Source organism: Dermatobacter hominis, assembly GCF_020715685.1.
Taxonomy (GTDB): Bacteria; Actinomycetota; Acidimicrobiia; order Acidimicrobiales; family Microtrichaceae; genus Dermatobacter; species Dermatobacter hominis.
In genome coordinates, this window is record NZ_CP085840.1 from 1,628,562 (window position 1) to 1,645,044 (window position 16,483).

16 protein-coding genes are annotated in these 16,483 nt (G+C 73.7%); 9 read left to right on the top strand and 7 right to left on the bottom strand.

Going from position 1 to position 16,483, the window contains the following annotated elements; genetic code table 11:
- The first annotated feature begins 51 nt into the window (after positions 1-51).
- From LH044_RS07555 to LH044_RS07585, 7 genes are all read left to right on the top strand, one after another.
- Positions 52-1,230: an FAD-dependent monooxygenase gene (locus LH044_RS07555; protein WP_227759193.1), complete on the top strand. Its 1,179-nt coding sequence runs from the start codon at positions 52-54 to the stop codon at positions 1,228-1,230.
- 25 nt (positions 1,231-1,255) lie between these two features.
- Complete coding sequence (gene uraH, locus LH044_RS07560) at positions 1,256-1,627, top strand: hydroxyisourate hydrolase (RefSeq protein WP_227759195.1); 372 nt, start codon at positions 1,256-1,258, stop codon at positions 1,625-1,627.
- Entirely contained in the window at positions 1,624-2,127 is a 504-nt protein-coding gene (uraD, locus tag LH044_RS07565; RefSeq protein WP_227759196.1) for a 2-oxo-4-hydroxy-4-carboxy-5-ureidoimidazoline decarboxylase, read from the top strand. Before uraH ends, uraD begins: the two co-directional genes overlap by 4 nt.
- A complete protein-coding gene (locus tag LH044_RS07570; RefSeq protein WP_227759197.1) occupies positions 2,124-3,416 on the top strand; it encodes a Zn-dependent hydrolase in 1,293 nt (430 codons plus the stop codon). The genes uraD and LH044_RS07570 overlap by 4 nt, the downstream gene beginning before the upstream one ends.
- Before the next feature lie 71 nt (positions 3,417-3,487).
- Entirely contained in the window at positions 3,488-4,375 is an 888-nt protein-coding gene (gene puuE, locus LH044_RS07575) for an allantoinase PuuE (RefSeq protein WP_374210599.1), read from the top strand.
- Between the two features lie 47 nt (positions 4,376-4,422).
- Positions 4,423-5,610, top strand: a complete 1,188-nt coding sequence (locus LH044_RS07580) for a pyridoxal-phosphate-dependent aminotransferase family protein (protein ID WP_374210600.1) — start codon at positions 4,423-4,425, stop codon at positions 5,608-5,610.
- A gap of 38 nt (positions 5,611-5,648) precedes the next feature.
- The gene (locus LH044_RS07585) at positions 5,649-6,848 is read left to right on the top strand and encodes a serine hydrolase domain-containing protein (protein ID WP_227759202.1); all 1,200 of its coding nucleotides are present in this window, start codon (positions 5,649-5,651) and stop codon (positions 6,846-6,848) included.
- A gap of 4 nt (positions 6,849-6,852) precedes the next feature.
- On the opposite strand, the gene LH044_RS07590 is transcribed toward LH044_RS07585, so the two are convergent.
- The gene (locus LH044_RS07590) at positions 6,853-7,242 is read right to left on the bottom strand and encodes a hypothetical protein (protein WP_227759203.1); all 390 of its coding nucleotides are present in this window, start codon (positions 7,240-7,242) and stop codon (positions 6,853-6,855) included.
- 129 nt (positions 7,243-7,371) lie between these two features.
- Between LH044_RS07590 and LH044_RS07595 the strand changes: the two genes are divergently transcribed.
- Positions 7,372-7,920: a carboxymuconolactone decarboxylase family protein gene (locus tag LH044_RS07595; RefSeq protein WP_374210566.1), complete on the top strand. Its 549-nt coding sequence runs from the start codon at positions 7,372-7,374 to the stop codon at positions 7,918-7,920.
- Positions 7,921-7,934: 14 nt separating this feature from the next.
- Here the strand turns inward: LH044_RS07595 and LH044_RS07600 are convergent, their stop codons facing one another.
- On the bottom strand, positions 7,935-9,440 hold the full coding sequence (locus tag LH044_RS07600; RefSeq protein WP_227759207.1) for a hypothetical protein: 1,506 nt from the start codon (positions 9,438-9,440) through the stop codon (positions 7,935-7,937).
- Positions 9,441-9,556: 116 nt separating this feature from the next.
- Between LH044_RS07600 and LH044_RS07605 the strand changes: the two genes are divergently transcribed.
- Positions 9,557-11,374, top strand: a complete 1,818-nt coding sequence (locus LH044_RS07605) for a CRTAC1 family protein (protein ID WP_227759208.1) — start codon at positions 9,557-9,559, stop codon at positions 11,372-11,374.
- A gap of 28 nt (positions 11,375-11,402) precedes the next feature.
- On the opposite strand, the gene LH044_RS07610 is transcribed toward LH044_RS07605, so the two are convergent.
- The 5 genes from LH044_RS07610 to LH044_RS07630 all read right to left on the bottom strand — a co-directional run bounded on the left by LH044_RS07610 (position 11,403) and on the right by LH044_RS07630 (position 16,460).
- Positions 11,403-12,698 carry a hypothetical protein gene (locus LH044_RS07610; protein ID WP_227759209.1) on the bottom strand — a complete coding sequence of 432 codons (1,296 nt, stop codon included), beginning with the start codon at positions 12,696-12,698 and terminating at the stop codon, positions 11,403-11,405.
- A 1-nt stretch (position 12,699) separates the two neighbouring features.
- The gene (locus tag LH044_RS07615; RefSeq protein WP_227759210.1) at positions 12,700-13,569 is read right to left on the bottom strand and encodes an NAD(P)-dependent oxidoreductase; all 870 of its coding nucleotides are present in this window, start codon (positions 13,567-13,569) and stop codon (positions 12,700-12,702) included.
- The gene (locus LH044_RS07620; RefSeq protein WP_227759212.1) at positions 13,566-14,318 is read right to left on the bottom strand and encodes an SDR family oxidoreductase; all 753 of its coding nucleotides are present in this window, start codon (positions 14,316-14,318) and stop codon (positions 13,566-13,568) included. The genes LH044_RS07615 and LH044_RS07620 overlap by 4 nt, the downstream gene beginning before the upstream one ends.
- 103 nt (positions 14,319-14,421) lie before the next feature.
- A complete protein-coding gene (locus tag LH044_RS07625; protein WP_227759213.1) occupies positions 14,422-15,903 on the bottom strand; it encodes an aldehyde dehydrogenase in 1,482 nt (493 codons plus the stop codon).
- Positions 15,903-16,460 (bottom strand): Cif family virulence factor, encoded by a 558-nt coding sequence (locus LH044_RS07630; RefSeq protein WP_227759214.1) that lies wholly within the window; start codon positions 16,458-16,460, stop codon positions 15,903-15,905. Before LH044_RS07630 ends, LH044_RS07625 begins: the two co-directional genes overlap by 1 nt.
- Positions 16,461-16,483: the final 23 nt, after the last annotated feature.

A 16,483-nucleotide genomic window follows, 5' to 3' on the forward strand; every position in this document is an offset into this window, starting at 1 on the left:
GACTTCAACAAACTGTTGCGGCATCGGGGAGCCGGAGGTATCTACGGAGGCGTGGAATCGCTGGACGTGCTCGTGGTCGGCGCCGGGATGGGCGGCCTCAGCACGGCGATCGCGCTGCGACGGGACGGGCACCGCGTCCGGATCATCGACCGCGTGCCGGTCATGCGGCCGGTCGGCGCCGGGATCTCGCTGTGGTCCAACGGCGTGAAGGTGCTCAACCTCCTGGGGCTCGGCGAGCGGATCGCCGCCATCGGCGGGGTCATGGACCACGTCACCTACCGGGACCCCGACGGCGAGGCCTACTGCGACTTCAGCCTCGAGCCGCTCATCTCCCGCGTCGGCCAACGGCCCTACCCGGTGCGGCGCTCGGACCTCCAGGACCTGCTGTTCGAGGCCGCCGGGCCCGAGCACATCACGCTCGGCGTCGAGTGCGTCGGCCTCGACCAGGATGACGACGCCGTGACGGCGACCGTCGAGCTCGACGACGGCACCACGACCGAGGTCACCGCCGAGCTGGTGGTGGTCGCCGACGGCGCCCGCTCCAGCCTGCGGGAGCACGTGCTCGGCCACGACGTCGAGCGCTACTACGTCGGCTACCACAACTGGAACGGCATCGTGCCGAAGGGCATGGGCCGCGACGACGCGTGGACCGTCTACCTCGGTGAGGGCAAGCGCGTCTCGTCGATGCCGGTGCGCGACGGCCACTACTTCTTCTTCGACGTGCCGCTGCCCGACCCCGGCTCGGTGCCGGGCTGGGACGGCGAGCCCGACGCCCGGGAGTTCCTCTCCTCGCAGTTCGGCCACTGGGACGCCCCGGTGCTCGACGTCATCGCGGCGCTCGACCCCGACGCGACCAACCACGTGGTGATCCGCTCCAACGACCCGGTGACCGACTTCGCCCGGGGCCGCGTGGCGCTGCTCGGCGACGCGGTGCACGCCACCCCACCCGACCTGGGCCAGGGCGGGTGCCAGGCCATGGAGGACGCGCTGGTGCTGGCCGGCTACCTCCGGTCGACCAACGTCTCGGTGGCCGACGCCCTCCGCCGCTACTCCGACGAGCGGGTCCCGCGGACCGCCGAGGTCATGGAGCGGGCGACGAAGCGCGCCCGCATGACCCACGGCGAGGACCCCGACGTGACCGAGGCGTGGTACCGGGAGATCCGCGGCGCCGACGGATCGGACATCATCAACGGGATCTGCCGCACGATCGAGACCGGACCCTGCCGATGAGGACGCGGTCGATGAGGGCGCCACGGTGACGGACGGGCCGGCGCGGCTGACCACGCACGTGCTGGACGTGTCGCGCGGGCGACCCGCGGCCGGCGTGGCGATCGTCGTGGTGCGCGTCGCCGAGGACGGGATCCCGACGGTGGTGGCCGAGGTGCGCACGAACGACGACGGCCGCACCGACGCGCCGCTGGTCGAGGGCGACGACTTCGGGCCGGGCCGCTACGAGCTCACGTTCGCCGTCGGCGACCACTTCGCCGCCACCGGTGCGGTCGAACCCGGCACCACCCCGTACCTGGACCTCGTGCCCGTGCACGTCGGCATCGGCCCGGACACGGGCGCGGTCCACGTCGCGCTGCTCGTGACCCCCTGGTCGTACTCGACCTACCGGGGCTCATGAGCACCTGGAGCGTGGCCGAGGTGTCCTCCCTCGACCGTGGGGCGTTCCTGCAGGCCTTCGGCGAGGTCTACGAGGACTCGCCGCAGCTCGCCGACGCCGCCTTCGGGTCCGCCCCGTTCGCCGACCTCGACGCGCTCGTCGACGGCTTCCACGCCGCCGCGCACGCGCTCGACGACGAGGCCCGGCTCGCGCTGCTCCGCGCCCACCCGCAGCTCGGCGCGCGCCGGCCGATGGCCGACGCCTCGATCGACGAGCAGCGCTCGGTCGGCCTCGACCGGATGGACGACGACGTGGCCCGGAGGCTCGCCGCCGGCAACGCCGACTACGTCGAGCGGCACGGGTTCCCGTTCATCATCGCCGTCCGGGGCCGGACGCAGGCCGAGGTCCTCGACGAGCTCGAGCGCCGCCTGCCGCGATCGACCGAGGAGGAGGCCGACGAGGCGTTCGCCCAGGTCCAGGAGATCGCGGCGCTGCGCATCCGCCGGCTGGTGTCGCCGTGATCGCGTCGACCTCCCACATCTCCATCGACGGCGACCGGCTGCTCGACCGGATCGACCAGCTGTCGCGGATCGGCGCCGACCCGAGGGGCGGCGTCACGCGCGAGGCGTGGGGCGACGCCGACGTCGAGGCACGGGACCTGGTCGCCCGCTGGATGGCCGCGGCCGACCTGCGGCCGACCGTCGACCCGGCGGCGAACCTCGTCGGGCGGAGCCCCGGCCACGGCGACCGCTGGCTCGCCACGGGCAGCCACCTCGACACCGTCGTGCAGGCCGGGCCGCTCGACGGCACCTACGGGGTGCTGGCCGCGCTCGAGGTGGCGTCGAGCCTCCACGACGCAGGGCACCACATGCAGCACGGCCTGCTGGTGGCCGCGTTCGCCAACGAGGAGGGCGCGAGGGGCACCAGCGGCATGACCGGCAGCTACGCGTGCGTCGGCCACACCGAGGAGGCCCCGCCCGACGAGGTCGACGACGCCGGCGTGACCGTCGGCGAGCGCATCCTCGCGGCCGGCGGCGACCCCGACCGCCTGCGCGAGGCGCGCTGGGACCCGGATGCGATCGACGCGTTCGTCGAGCTGCACATCGAGCAGGGACCGGTGCTGCACGCCAACGGCACGTCGATCGGCGTGGTCAGCGCCATCACCGGCCGCCAGGCGCTCGACCTGAGCATCACCGGCGTGGCGAACCACGCCGGCACGACCCCGATGGACCTGCGCCACGACGCCCTGGCCGCCGCGGCCGACGTCGTCCTGGCCGTGGAGTCGCTGCCCGGACCGGGCTCGGTGCGCGTGGCCACCTGCGGCCACCTGCTCGTCGGTCCCAACGTCCGCAACGTCGTGCCGGGTCGCGTGGAGATGGGCATCGAGCTGCGCGACGAGGACCCCGAGACGCTCGCGGCGGGCACCCGCCGCCTGATCGAGCGGATCGACGCCGTTGCGGCGCGACGGGGGGTCGCCATGGACCGGCGGCTCGGCCAGATGGTCCCGCCCGTCACCAGCGATCCCCGCATCGTCGACGCGGCCCGGGCCGTCTGCGAGCGCACCGGCACGAGCTGGGAGCTCCTGCCGAGCGGCGCCGGGCACGACGCCCAGGTCATCGGCCGGATGCTGGCGGTCGGCATGATCTTCGTCCCGAGCATCGGCGGCATCAGCCACTCGCCCCGGGAGCGCACCGACGCCCACCACCTCGTGGCCGGGGCCGAGGTCCTCCTGCGCACGCTGCTGGAGCTCGACGAGGTGCTCTCCGCAACCGTCCCGCCCTCGTCCGTCGGCGATCCGGGGTTCCGGTGACCGAACCCGCCTCCCCCGCTGCCGCCCGCTGGGGCAGGGATCCCGGGGTCGACGGCCCCGGCGACCGGGACCTGGTCGGCTACGGCCCGACGCCGCCCGAGGTGCGCTGGCCCGGCGGCGCCCGGGTGGCGGTGTCCTTCGTCCTCAACGTCGAGGAGGGCGCCGAGTGCTCGGTGCAGTACGGCGACCCCGCGTCCGAGACGTTCCTGTCGGAGATCATCGGCGCCGCCCCGTTCCCCGACCGGCACATGAGCATGGAGACGCTCTACGAGTACGGCAGCCGTGCCGGCATCTGGCGGATCCTCGACCTCTTCCGGGACCGCGGCCTGCCGCTCACGGTCTTCGGCGTCGCCCGGGCCCTGCAGGCCAACCCCGCGGCGGTCGAGCGCATCCTGGCCGACGGCCACGAGGTCGCGTCGCACGGGCTGCGCTGGATCAGCTACCAGGACGTCGACGTCGAGACCGAGCGGGCGCACCTCGCCGAGGCCGTGCAGATCATCACCGAGCTCACGGGTGCGCCGCCGCTCGGCTGGTACACGGGCCGCGACTCGCCCAACACCCGACGCCTGGTCGTCGAGCACGGCGGGTTCCTCTACGACTCCGACTCCTACTCGGACGACCTGCCGTACTGGACGAAAGTCGACGGCCACGACCACCTGGTCGTGCCGTACGCGCTCGACACGAACGACATGCGCTTCGTGGCCCCGCAGGGCTTCCACACCGGCGAGCAGTTCCTCGCCTACTGCCGCGACGCGTTCGACGAGCTGCACGCCGAGGGCGCGACGAGCCCGCGGATGCTGTCGATCGGCCTCCACTGCCGCGTGATCGGCCGGCCGGCCCGGTTCGGCGCCCTGCGCCGGCTGGTCGACCACATCACCGCGCACGACGACGTCTGGGTGTGCCGGCGGGTCGACATCGCCCGCCACTGGGCCGCGCACCACCCGCCGGGGCCACGGTGAGCGACGGCGTCGACCTCACCCCGTTCGAGCCGCCGGAGCGACTCCTTATGGGTCCCGGCCCGATCGACGCCGACCCGCGCGTGCTCGCCGCCATGTCGCGCCCGCTGATCGGCCAGTTCGACCCGGCCATGACGGGGCTCATGGAGCGGACGATGGCGCTGTACCGGGGCGTGTTCCGCACCGCGAACGAGGCCACGCTGGTCGTCGACGGCACCTCCCGCGCCGGGATCGAGGCGTGCCTCGTCTCGTTGCTCCGACCCGGCGATCCCGTCCTGGTGCTGGTCATGGGCCGCTTCGGCCACCTGCTCAAAGAGATCGCCGAGCGGTGCGGGGCGACCGTGCGCACCGTCGAGGTGCCGTGGGGCGGCGTCGTGCCGGCGGAGGCGGTGGAGGAGGCGATCCTCCGGAAGCGGCCCGTGCTCGTCGCCACCGTGCAGGGCGACACCTCGACCACCATGAACCAGCCGCTCGCGGACCTCGGCGAGGTGTGCCGGCGCCACGACGTGCTGCTCTACGCGGACGTCACCGCCTCGATCGGCGGCAACCCGCTCGAGCTGGACGCCTGGGGCGTCGACGTCGCATCGGCCGGCCTGCAGAAGTGCCTGGCCGGACCGCCCGGCAGCGCGCCCGTGTCGCTGTCGGGCCGCGCCGTCGAGCGGGTGCGGTCCCGCCACAGCGTCGAGGCCGGCATCCAGGGCGCCGGGCTCGACGACGAGCTGCCGCCCGAGGAGCGGATCCGGTCCAACTACTTCGACCTCGGCATGGTGCTCGACTACTGGGGCCCGCTCCGCCTCAACCACCACACCGAGGCCACCTCCATGCTCTACGCGGCGTTCGAGTGCGCCCGGATCCTGCTCGAGGAGGGCGTCGACGCCGCCGTCGAGCGCCACCGGCTCCACGGCGCAGCCATGGCGGCGGGGCTGCGCGGCCTCGGGCTCTCGACCTACGGCGACGACGCCCACCGGATGCACAACGTGGTGGGCGTCCACATCCCCGACGGGGTCGACGCCGACGCGGTCCGGGCCGACCTGCTCGCCGGCCACGGCATCGAGATCGGCACGTCGTTCGGACCCCTGCACGGTCGGATCTGGCGGATCGGCACGATGGGCTACAACGCGCGCGAGGACGCCGTCCTGCGGACGCTCGACTCGCTCGAGGCGGTGCTGTCCTCCCACGGCGTCGCCGTGCCGACGGGCGGCGGGACCGACGCGGCGGTCGAGACCTACGGCCGATGAGCCGCGCCGGCGAGGGTGACGCCGATACCCTCCACCGGATGATCTGGGCTCGACGGACAGCAGGCGCGCTCCTCGCCCTCGGCATGGTGGCCGGGGCGGTGGCGTGCACGGACGACAGCGACGCCGAGGGGAACGCCGAGGAGCCGACCACCACGGCGGCCGACACCGGCGAGGCCGCGCTGCCGACGTCGGACCTCGACGAGGCTATGGCCCTCCTGGTGCAGCGCACCGACGGGCCCATCGGCGCGATCAGCGTGATCGACGTCGACGGCGACACGACGGTCCACGCCGCAGGGCAGGCGACGGCCGGCGAGGAGGGCGCCCCCTCCGCCGACGACCACGTCCGGGCCGCCAGCCTCAACAAGGCGATGACCGGCGCCGTCGCCCTGTCGCTCGTGGACGAGGGCGTGCTCTCGCTCGACGACACCGTCGGCGAGCTGCTGCCCGACGCGCCCGAGACCTACCGCGCCGTGACGCTCCGCCAGCTGCTGACGCACACGAGCGGCCTGCCCGACTACCCCGCCCAGGACGCGGTCGCCGCCGCGATCAACGCCTCGCCCGAGGCCGCACCGGAGCCCGAGGAGATCATCGCCCTCACCGCCGACGCCGCCGTGCAGTTCGAGCCGGGCGAGCGTTACCTCTACACGAACACCAACCCGATCGTGACCGCGCTGATGATCGAGCGGGCGACGGGAGAGTCCTACGCCGACAACCTGCAGGAGCGCGTGCTCGACCCGCTCGAGATGGACGACACGTACCTGCCCGCGGCCGACGACCCCGACGTGGAGGCGCCGCGGATGTCGGGCTACCAGCCCCTCCCCGACGGCTCGGTCGAGGACGTCACCGACGGCGTGGCCTGGGGCGGTTGGGCGTGGTCGTCGGGTGGCGTGATCACCACGCCCGCCGACCTGTCGAAGTTCATCCGCGGCTACGTCGGCGGGAAGCTCTTCGGGCCCGAGGTCGTGGCCGAGCAGCGCCGCTTCACCTTCCCCGGCAGCTCCGAACCGACCGGCCCGGGCGAGAACGGGGCCGGACCGGCGCAGTTCCGCTACGACACACGCTGCGGCACGGTGTACGGCCACACCGGGTCGATCCTCGGCTACACGCAGTTCATGGCCGCCTCGGCGGACGGCTCGCGCTCGGTGACGTTCACGATCTCGAACCAGGTGAGCGACGAGCTGCTGCCGACGCTCCGAGCGGTCGAGGAGCTCGCCGTCTGCGAGGCGCTCGAGGGCTGAGCGATCAGCGGCGCTGGCGCCAGGCGCTCCAGACCGCGCCGGCCACCCCGGCGCCGATGCCGAACGCCGCGCTCCGAAGGCCGATCGCGATCTGGCGCTCGGTCATGCGGTGGTGGTTGGCCACGCCGCCCAGCAGGTCGGACGCGTCCGCGCCCGCCGACGCGAGGTACCACCCCGTGGCGCCGGTCCCGCGCCAGCCGCGCCAGGCGAGCATCCCGCCGACGAGCGCGTCGCGGTAGCCCATCGAGCGCAGCAGCAGGCTCGCGGTCGTGTCGGGCTCCGCGTCGTCGCCCCACCAGCGGTTCGCGGTGTGCGGCGCCACCAGGAACGACACCCCGGATGCGGCCCGGAACCCTCCCATCGCCACCGCGACCCAGTCCCTGCGCTCGTCCATCGGTCCCCGATCGTGCGTGCGGCGCCGTCGGCGCGGCCGGTCCGGCCACGCTAGGCCGCGGCGCGTCGCGGGCGACGGCGCAGATCGGCCTCGTTACACTCGACCTGGCTGCCGAAGAGGGGGACAGCGATGCCGCACATCGATCTACCTGACGCGCCCGGGATCCTGGCCGGGATGATGTTCAGGCCGGAGACCGCACGACCGTTGAACGAGCTGGCGGAGGTGCTGCTGCGGGGCGACAGCACGCTGAGCCGGGGCGACCGGGAGACGATCGCCGCGTACGTCTCGCTGCTGAACGACTGCGAGTTCTGCCACAACTCGCACGCCACGTTCGCCGCCCTGCAGGTGGACGGCGGGTGGGAGCTGGTCGACGAGGTGATGGCCGACCCGGCCTCGGCACCGATCACGCCCAAGCTCCGGGCCCTGCTCGCCGTCGCGGCGCAGGTGCAGCAGAGCGGCAGGAACGTGACGGCGGCGGCGATCGACGACGCCAAGGCGCAGGGCGCCACCGACGTGGAGATCCACGACACCGTCCTCATCGCCGCGGCGTTCTGCATGTTCAACCGCTACGTCGACGGCCTCGACACGATCGCACCGCCGACCCGCGAGGACTACGAGCCCATGGGCCGGATGATCGTCGAGGACGGCTACGCAGCCTCGACCCCGCCCGCGGGCTGACCCGGAGGGCGACCTCAGCCCGCGCCCACCTCGCGCTCGACGACGGCATCGCCGGTGGTCGCCAGCACGTGGTAGGTCGCGGACCAGGCCTCGCCGTCCCGGGTGCCGTCGACCGTGATCGCGAGCCGGGGCTGGGCCTGGAAGTCCTCGGGGTCGCGCACAACGTCGACGACCGCGCGCTCGAACGTGCGCACGGGTGCCGCCACGGGTTCGCGACCGACGAGGTCGTCCAGGAACGGGCCCGAGGCGACCGCCGCGGCCAACCCGTCGTCGTCGGCGGCGACGGCGCGGTCCGCGACCAGGACATCGACCAACGTGTCGGCGACGATGCGCTCGGCGACGTCGCGGTCGAACGAACCGCCGATCTCCTCGAGCGCAGCCGCCACCTCGACGGTCGGGACCTGGTCGGCCCGGAGCTCGACCGGGGGCCGCTCCGGGGCGCCGCCCTCCGGCCGCACCACCACCGGCTCGGCGAGCGCGCCGCCGACCGCCACGACCGCCACCACGACGAGCCCGGTGGCCGCGAGCACGGCGGGGCGCCACCGGCTGCGGGTCAGCCAGTCCACCGGACCGGACGTCGGGTCGGTGGCCGGGGCCCAGCGCTCGATCAGCGGACGCAGGCCGCAGACCACGACGAGGCCGGTCAGCAGCGCGACCTTGGTCGCGTACTCGGTGGTCTGCAGCGCCACGAGCGCCCCGCTCGCGGCGGCGACGCCCACGGCGTACAGCAGCCCTCCGGTGCGACCGCGGGCCGCGGTGCGGGGGTCGGTGATCATGAAGAACAGGAAGATCAGCACCTCGGGCGAGAGGGCGAGCGTGGTCCAGTAGTCCAGACCCGACACCGGTCCCAGGCTCCACCTGGCGGTCATCTCGTGGCCGGCGGCCGCGAGCAGCGCCATCAGGGCGGCGAACGTGACCCAGAAGCCGATCGACACGCGCAGCAGGTCGAGGCGCCGCGTGATCACCAGCCCCCCGACGACGACCACCGCGTAGGTCAGGGCGAGCCCGACCGACATCGGCCCCCACCACAGGTCCTGGGGGTCGGCCAGGCCCGAGCCGAGGACCAGGAACGTGACCACGAGGGCGACGTTCGACGGGTTGAACAGCGGCCGGTCACCGACCCGCATTACGTACTTCGACAGGACGCCGAGGGCGGCGGTCGCAGCGAACACGTACCAGCCGCGCAGGCTCCACCAGTCCCCGTGCTCCGTGCCGGGGACCCGGAGGATCAGGGCGATCCCGTTGCCGGTGAGCATCGCGCTGGCGGGCCAGGCGACGACCCTGGTGCGCGGGACCGTGAGCGCCAGCTCGATCGCCGCCGCCGTGACCAGCGAGACCAGGATCTGCGCGATCGACAGGTCGAAGCCGAGCGACACCTGCCCGAGCACCTGGACGCTGATGACCACCGACGCGACGTGCAGGCGCGGGTCCGACAGGCGCGGGGGCCGGAAGGTGAGCCGACCGGCGCGGGGTGCGGCATCGATCGCGGACGCGTCGTCGACCACACCGGTTGCCGCCACGACGTCCCCCTTCAGCCCCGTCGTTGCCCGAGCAGTATGGGGGTGTGCGACGGAACGCACAACACCCTGGCCGGTATCGTCGACCGGGTCGACGCACCTGGGGGGAGGCGGGCGGGATGGCGATGGCGCAGCGGCGTGTGATCCCCCTCGTGGCCCTCGTCGCCGTCGTGGCGCTGCTCGTGGTGCTGCGCCTGGTGCTCGGAGGCGACGACGACGGTGCGGCCGCCGGCGCCGGGACCGCCGCGACCGCACCGGACCGGCCCGCCGCGGCCGGCGACCTCCGGTTCACCGACGTGACCGCCGAGGCGGGCCTCGACGAGCCGCACAGCGGCCCGGCTCCCGCAGGAGGAGCGGCCCTGACCGGCGAGTCCGCGATGACCGCAGGCGCTGCGGTCCACGACGTGGACGACGACGGCGACCTGGACGTGTTCCTCACCCGGATCGGCCGGCCGGACCGGCTGATGCTCAACGACGGCGACGGGCGCTTCACGGACGGCACCCGCGCCGCCGGCCTGGACCGGCACCCCGACGGGCAGGGGTCGTCGGCGGCGGCCTTCGCGGACGTCGACGGCGACGGCGACGACGACCTGCTGGTCACCGCGTCGGGAGGCGGCGGGACCACGCTGCACCGCAACGACGGCGACGGACGGTTCGCCGACGCGACCGCCGGGAGCGGCCTCGACGACCTGCCGCCCGTCGGCGCCGGCGAGCTCGCCCAGGCGCACGGCATCACGCCCGCCGACTTCGACCAGGACGGCGACCTCGACGTCCTGGTCACCCACTGGGACGACACGATCGTGGCTGCGCTCGCGGACCCGTCGGCCGCCGACATCCGTCCCGCAGCCGACGGCACCACCGTGTGCCCCCGCGCCGCATGGCTGGCCGAACGGCGCTTCCCGCGGGCCGACGGGGCACCGGCCAACCGTGGTCGGCTGTACCGCAACGACGGCGACGGCCGGTTCCGGGACGTGTCGGCCGAGGTCGGGCTCCCCTTCGACGAGATCATGGGCTTCACCGGCACCTTCGCCGACGTCGACGGGGACGGGTGGGACGACCTGCTGATCACCGGCGACTTCTGCACCAGCCGGCTCTTCCGCAACGAGGGCGGGACCCGGTTCAGCGACGTCACCGCCGCGGCCGGGGTCGGCACCGACGAGAACGGGATGGGGTCGGTGGTCGCCGACCTGGACGGCGACGGGCTCCCCGACTGGTTCGTGACCGGCATCGGACCGGTCGGCGACGACCCGGCGCCGCTGCCGCTCGGCGGGGGGTTCGGCTCCTCGGGCAACCGGGCGTACCTGAACGTCGGCGGCGGCCGGTTCCGGGACGCCACCGACGAGCTCGGGCTCCGCAACGGCGGCTGGGGCTGGGGCGCGGCCGTCGAGGACTTCGGCAACGACGGCCGGCGGTCGGTGGTGATGACGAACGGCTACTCGACGGGCGACGACGACCGGGAGGCGGCGGCCTCCGACCCGCTCGTGTTCTGGGCCCGTGACGGGGCGTCGCACACCGACGTGGCGGCGGCGATCGGGCTCGACGACCGCGGGCTCGGCCGGGCGCTGGTGCCGTTCGACGCGGACCGCGACGGCGACCTCGACCTGCTCGTGGCCGACTTCGGCGGGCCGCCGCGCCTGTACCGCAACGACAGCCCGCCGCGGCGGTGGCTGACCGTCCGGCTCGACGACCCCTCGACCCCCGGCAACCGGGCCGGCATCGGGGCGGAGGTCGTGGTGACGCCGGACGGCGGGGACCCGGTGACGTCGTGGCTGCTCGGCGGCGGTTCGTACGAGTCGCAGGTCCCGGCCGAGGTGCACGTCGGGCTCGACCGGGCCGAGCGGGCCCGGGTGGAGGTGCGCTGGCCGGGGACGACTGCACCCCAGGTGGTGGACGAGGTGCCGGCCGACCAGGTCCTCGTCGTGCGCCGCGACGCCTGACCCGCCCGAACGCACCCGGGCGCGAGCGCTACGACGACGTCGTGGCCCGGCGGGCGGCGAGGGTGACGGGCGTGGCGACGAAGGTGAAGTCGGCGCCGGTGCTGAACCGGGTCAGCGCCACCTCGGACGGTTCCGTGGCCGGCTCGTCGACCAGCGTGACCGACCACGAGCGGGGGCCGGTCCGCTGCACCCGACCGAACGGCGTGACGCCCTGCACGGCGGTGACGAGGCCGCCGTCGTGGCCGTCGGCCAGGCGGCTGATCCAGGTCTCGAAGCCCTGCTCGTGCAGCGCAGGGCAGTCGCCGAGCTCGACGGTGAGCGCGCCGCCGTCGTCGGCGAGCCGGACCCGCCAGTCGACGTAGGCCCGGGGTCGGAACGCCGGGTGCAGCTCCAGCACGGTCGCCACCTCGTCGAGCGAGGCCGTGACCGGCCCGTCCGCAGGGTCGCTGCCGAGGCCGAGCGCGGCCCGGAGCCGCTCCGACGTGAGGCCGGCGATGCCGGTGAACTGCCGCTCGACCACCGACACGGCGTCCTCGGTGCCGTGGCGTCGCTCGATGGCGAAGCAGAACGACGTCACGAGCAGGTGCTGCTGCACGCAGATCTCCTCGGCCAGCGCCCGGAGCGCGGCGGTCGAGAACTGCTCGGTCTGCAGGTCGGGGTCGACCGGGGCCCGGTAGTCGTTCCAGCCGTCGGCCAGCTCGGCGTCGCCGGCGCCGGCCCCGAGGGGCGGCAGCTCGATGCCGGCGAGGAGCGTGCGCTCGACGTGCGACATGGGCTCGGGCAGCGGCAGCTCCGGGTGCGAGTCGTCGATGACGACCGTCCAGTGGCAGTGCGGGTGCCGGTCGGCGGGCACGCGCGGCGGGCGGTGGATCGGGCGCACCTGGGCCCGGCGGTTGGTCGCGATCGCCGTGGCGTCGAACGTCGGGTCCTCGATCGCGTGGCACATGGCCGTGACGTAGTCGTCGCCCATCGGCTCGACGTCCATGAGCGCACCGCAGTGGTCCAGCCAGAACTCGCCGTGGTGCGGGTCGATCACCTTGTAGCGGAAGTCCATGAACTCGGGCGGGGCCCCGATGTCGAACTGCATGCCCTTGAAGATCGTGGACACGTCGCCGGCGGCGAAGTCGAGCAGTCGCTGCATCCGCATCGAGTAGATCGGGCTCGCGCCCATCCACTCGTCGATCGCGATGTCGGCCATCTCGTCGCGGCCGTAGGCGCTGATCAGGTGCGGCATGCCGGCGCGGTCCATCAGCTGGCCGGCCAGCAGGTACTCGCGGACCAGGACCGCGAGCTCGTCGTGCGAGAGGTCGTCGAGGTGGCGCACGTCAGCCCTCCGGGTACGGCTCCAGGCCGAGCGCGGCGCCGAGGGTGCGGCGGGCGAGCTCGGCGAACGGCGTGTCGACCCCGAGCTCGTCGCCCATCTCGGCGGCGAGGTCGAGGTCCTTCGCCCCCAGCGTCAGGGTGTGGCCGAAGATGGGCCGGAGCCCGTCGGACTCGTCCATCTCCGCGGCCGTCGGCCGGATCATGACCGCGCCCGGACCGCCGGTGATGCGGTCCGAGTGGCGCACGACCTCGCCGAGCCGGGCGATGTCCAGGCCCGCGGCGGCGGCCAGCCGCTGGGCCTCGCCCCCGGCGGCGTAGCTGGCGAAGGTGATGAGGTTGCGGGCGATCTTCATGTGGGTGCCCGCACCCACCGGGCCCGCGTGGACGACCAGCGAGGCGTAGCGGTCGAGCGTGGGCCGGGCCCGCTCGACGGCCTGCTCGGAGCCGCCGACCATCACCGCGAGCGTGCCCTCGTGGGCGCCCATGGCACCCCCGCTGATCGGTGCGTCGACCAGTTCGACCTGCGAGCCGGCGGCCAGCTCGGCCAACGCGACCGCGCCCTCGGCGCTGATCGTCGAGTGCACCGCGACCACCGTCCCGGGCGCGGCGGTGGCCAGGATGCCGTCGGGGCCGTCCAGCACGTCGCGGACCTGCTGCTCGTTCTGCACGACGATGCTGATCACCGCCACGTCCCGGGCGAGCTCGGCCGGCGTCGACGCCACCGTGGCGCCCTCCGCCGCGAACGGCTCGGTCGCCTCGGGCACCACGTCGAGCACGACCAGGCTGGCCGGATCGTCGAGCAGCCGGCGTGCCATCGGCGCGCCGATGTTGCCCAGCCCGATGAACCCGGTGCGGGTCCTGTTCCCGCTCATGCCCGGACGACCTGGCCGCCGTCGACGTTGAAGATCTGGCCGGTGATCCAGCTGGCGTCGTCGGACAGGAGGAAGCTGAGCATGCCCGCCATGTCCTCGGGCGTGCCTCGGCGCTTCAGGGCCAGCCCCTTGACGATGTCGTCCATGATCGAGCCCGGCACGACGGTGCGGGCGGCGTCGGTGTCGGTCGGGCCCGGAGCGATCGCGTTGATCCGGATGTTGGACCCGCCGAGCTCGTGGGCGAGCTGGATGGTGAGGCCGTTGATGCCCGACTTCGCCAGCCCGTAGAAGTTGGCGTACATGTAGGCCGCCGTCGACGACTGGTTCACGATCGCCCCGCCGCCGCCGGCCGCCATGTGCTCCCAGCAGGCCCGGATGCACAGCAGCGCGCCGTCCATGTTCACGGCCATGAAGCGGCGGTAGTAGTCCCAGTCGACGGTCAGCAGGAGGTCGATCTCCATGCCGCCGAAGATCGCGGCGTTGTTCACCAGGTGGTCGATCCGGCCGAACGCCTCCATGGTGTCGGCCGCCATCCGCTGCGTCGACGCCGGGTCCGACACGTCGACCCGCAGGCCCAGCGTCGCAGCGCCGCCCGCGGCGATGTCGGCCGCCACCTTCTCGGCCCGTTCGCCGTCGATGTCGGCGATGACCACCGACGCGCCCTCGGACGCCAGCCGGCGGGCGTAGCCCTCGCCGATGCCGCCGGCCGCACCGGTGACGATGCTGACCTTCCCGTCGAACTTCCCCATGTCCCTGCGCTCCTCTGCTCGTGCCGTCGCCTCGCGTCGCCGCCCGACCCGCCTGCGTGGGTGGCGCACCGATCGGTGCTGCCACGCGCGCCGGGCGAGGTGGTCAGTCGGCGATGGCGATCGCCTTCGTCTCCAGGTACTCCTCGAACCCGGCGACGCCCATCTCCCGGCCGATGCCGGACTCCTTGTAGCCACCGAAGGGCACATCGGCGGCGTACCAGATGCCGCCGTTCACGCCGAGCGTGCCGGTGCGGATGCGGGCCGCGACCGCCATGGCGTGCTCGGGGTCGGTCGAGTGGATCGCGCCCGACAGCCCGAAGGGCGAGTCGTTGGCGATGGCCACCGCCTGGTCCTCGCCCTCGTACGGGATGACCGTGAGCACCGGGCCGAAGATCTCCTCCCGGGCCACGCGTGCCGAGTTGTCGAGGCCGACGACCAGCGTCGGGTCGATGAACCAGCCCTTGTCGAACCGCTCCGACCGGCCGCCGCCGACGGCGAACGAGCCCCCCTCCTCGACCGCCAGGTCGAGGTAGCCCTGCACCCGATCGCGCTGGCGTTCGGAGATCAGCGGGCCGCAGATCGTGCCCGGGTCGGTCGGGTCGCCGGCAGCCAGCGCGCCCATCGTCGCAGCGGCGGCCTCGACCGCCTGGTCGTGCACCGCCGCCGGCACGAGCAGGCGCGTGGTGATCGCGCAGCCCTGGCCGGCGTGGGTCGACGCGGTGAACGCGGCCAGCGACGCCGCCGCGCCGACGTCCGCGTCCTCGAGCAGGATGAACGCCGACTTGCCGCCCAGCTCCAGGAACACCTTGGTCAGGTGCTCGGCGGCGTCGCGCATGACCGACCGGCCCGTGTTGGTCGAGCCGGTGAACGACACGACGTCGACCCGGGGGTCGCCCGCCAGCTGCGACCCGAGCAGGTGGTCCGACGAGGTGACGACGTTGAGCACGCCGGCCGGGATGTCGGTCTCCTCGGCCACGATCCGGGCGACGGCGCTCGCGCACCACGGCGTGTCGGGCGCCGGCTTCAGCACGACCGTGCAGCCTGCGGCCAGCGCCGGTCCGAGCTTCGCCACGTTGATCTGGTGCGGGAAGTTCCACGGGGTGATGGCCCCGACGACCCCGGCGGGCTCCTTGTGGAGGCTCCGGCGCGAGACGATCCCGAACGACTCCTTCTCGCCCAGGTCCTGGACCCAGCCGTCGTAGCCCTCGGCGAGGTCCGCGTAGTAGCCGAGGTCCTCGACCGGGAAGTCGTACTGCGGGCCGTTGGTCAGGAACGCCGGCGCGCCCACCTCGGCGGTGGTCAGCGCCCGCATCTCGTCGCCGTGCGCCTGGAGCGCGTCGCGGAGCTGGCGGATGCAGCGGGCCCGGAAGGCGGGGTCCGAGGCCCAGGCGCCGTCGTCGAACGCAGCGCGCGCCGCGGCGATGGCGGCGTCCATGTCGGCCGCGGTGCCGTCGGCGGCGACGCCGAGCACCTCCTCGGTGGCGGGGTTGGCGGTGGCGAAGGTGGCGCCGCCGGAGGCCGGGACGAGCTTGCCGTCGACGAGGAGGACGTCCAGGCCCTGTGTGAACGCTCCGAGATCGGCCATCAGCGGTCCTCGGGCCAGAGCGGGGCGGGCGTCTCGCGGAGCGGGTAGTGGCCGGGCTGCTGGCCGAGCGCCCGGTGCATGCGGGCGGTCATGCCCTCGGACAGCTTGTCGGCCGACATCATCTCGAGGAACAGGGCGCCGGCGTTGCCGAGGTCGAACCAGTCCCGCTGCCACGCCCACTGCATGTCGCCGCCGTAGCGGAACCAGCTGCCGCCGATGCCGGCGATCTCGTAGGTCGAGCCGTCCTCCCTCCTGGCGTCGGCCACCTGGCGCCAGAGCCCGATCACCTGGCCGACCTTCTCGTCGATCAGGATCTGCTCGTAGGGATAGGTCCAGCCGTCGAGCCCGTCCATCTCGAGCCCGATGGCCCAGTCGCGGATCTGGTCGCGACCGACCGCCATGAAGTTGACCTCGGGCCCGTAGTTCCAGCCGTACGTCGCGTCCTCGGCGTAGCACTCGGCCATCACGCGCCAGTCGCCGCCGGCCTCGGCCTGGCGGTTGGCCTCGAGCCAGTGCTCGACCATCGCCTCGAGCTCCTCGCGTGGATATGCGGTCATGTGTCCCCCTGGTTGTTCGTTCG

Bases quoted from the DNA above. Each gene is read 5' to 3' on its own strand.
- LH044_RS07585 (WP_227759202.1), top strand. From the start codon at position 5,649: ATGATCTGGGCTCGACGGACAGCAGGCGCGCTCCTCGCCCTCGGCATG.
- LH044_RS07630 (WP_227759214.1), bottom strand. From the start codon at position 16,460: ATGACCGCATATCCACGCGAGGAGCTCGAGGCGATGGTCGAGCACTGG.
- LH044_RS07595 (WP_374210566.1), top strand. From the start codon at position 7,372: ATGCCGCACATCGATCTACCTGACGCGCCCGGGATCCTGGCCGGGATG.
- LH044_RS07620 (WP_227759212.1), bottom strand. From the start codon at position 14,318: ATGGGGAAGTTCGACGGGAAGGTCAGCATCGTCACCGGTGCGGCCGGC.
- LH044_RS07590 (WP_227759203.1), bottom strand. From the start codon at position 7,242: ATGGACGAGCGCAGGGACTGGGTCGCGGTGGCGATGGGAGGGTTCCGG.
- LH044_RS07625 (WP_227759213.1), bottom strand. From the start codon at position 15,903: ATGGCCGATCTCGGAGCGTTCACACAGGGCCTGGACGTCCTCCTCGTC.
- uraD (WP_227759196.1), top strand. From the start codon at position 1,624: ATGAGCACCTGGAGCGTGGCCGAGGTGTCCTCCCTCGACCGTGGGGCG.
- LH044_RS07615 (WP_227759210.1), bottom strand. From the start codon at position 13,569: ATGAGCGGGAACAGGACCCGCACCGGGTTCATCGGGCTGGGCAACATC.
- LH044_RS07605 (WP_227759208.1), top strand. From the start codon at position 9,557: ATGGCGATGGCGCAGCGGCGTGTGATCCCCCTCGTGGCCCTCGTCGCC.
- LH044_RS07580 (WP_374210600.1), top strand. From the start codon at position 4,423: ATGGGTCCCGGCCCGATCGACGCCGACCCGCGCGTGCTCGCCGCCATG.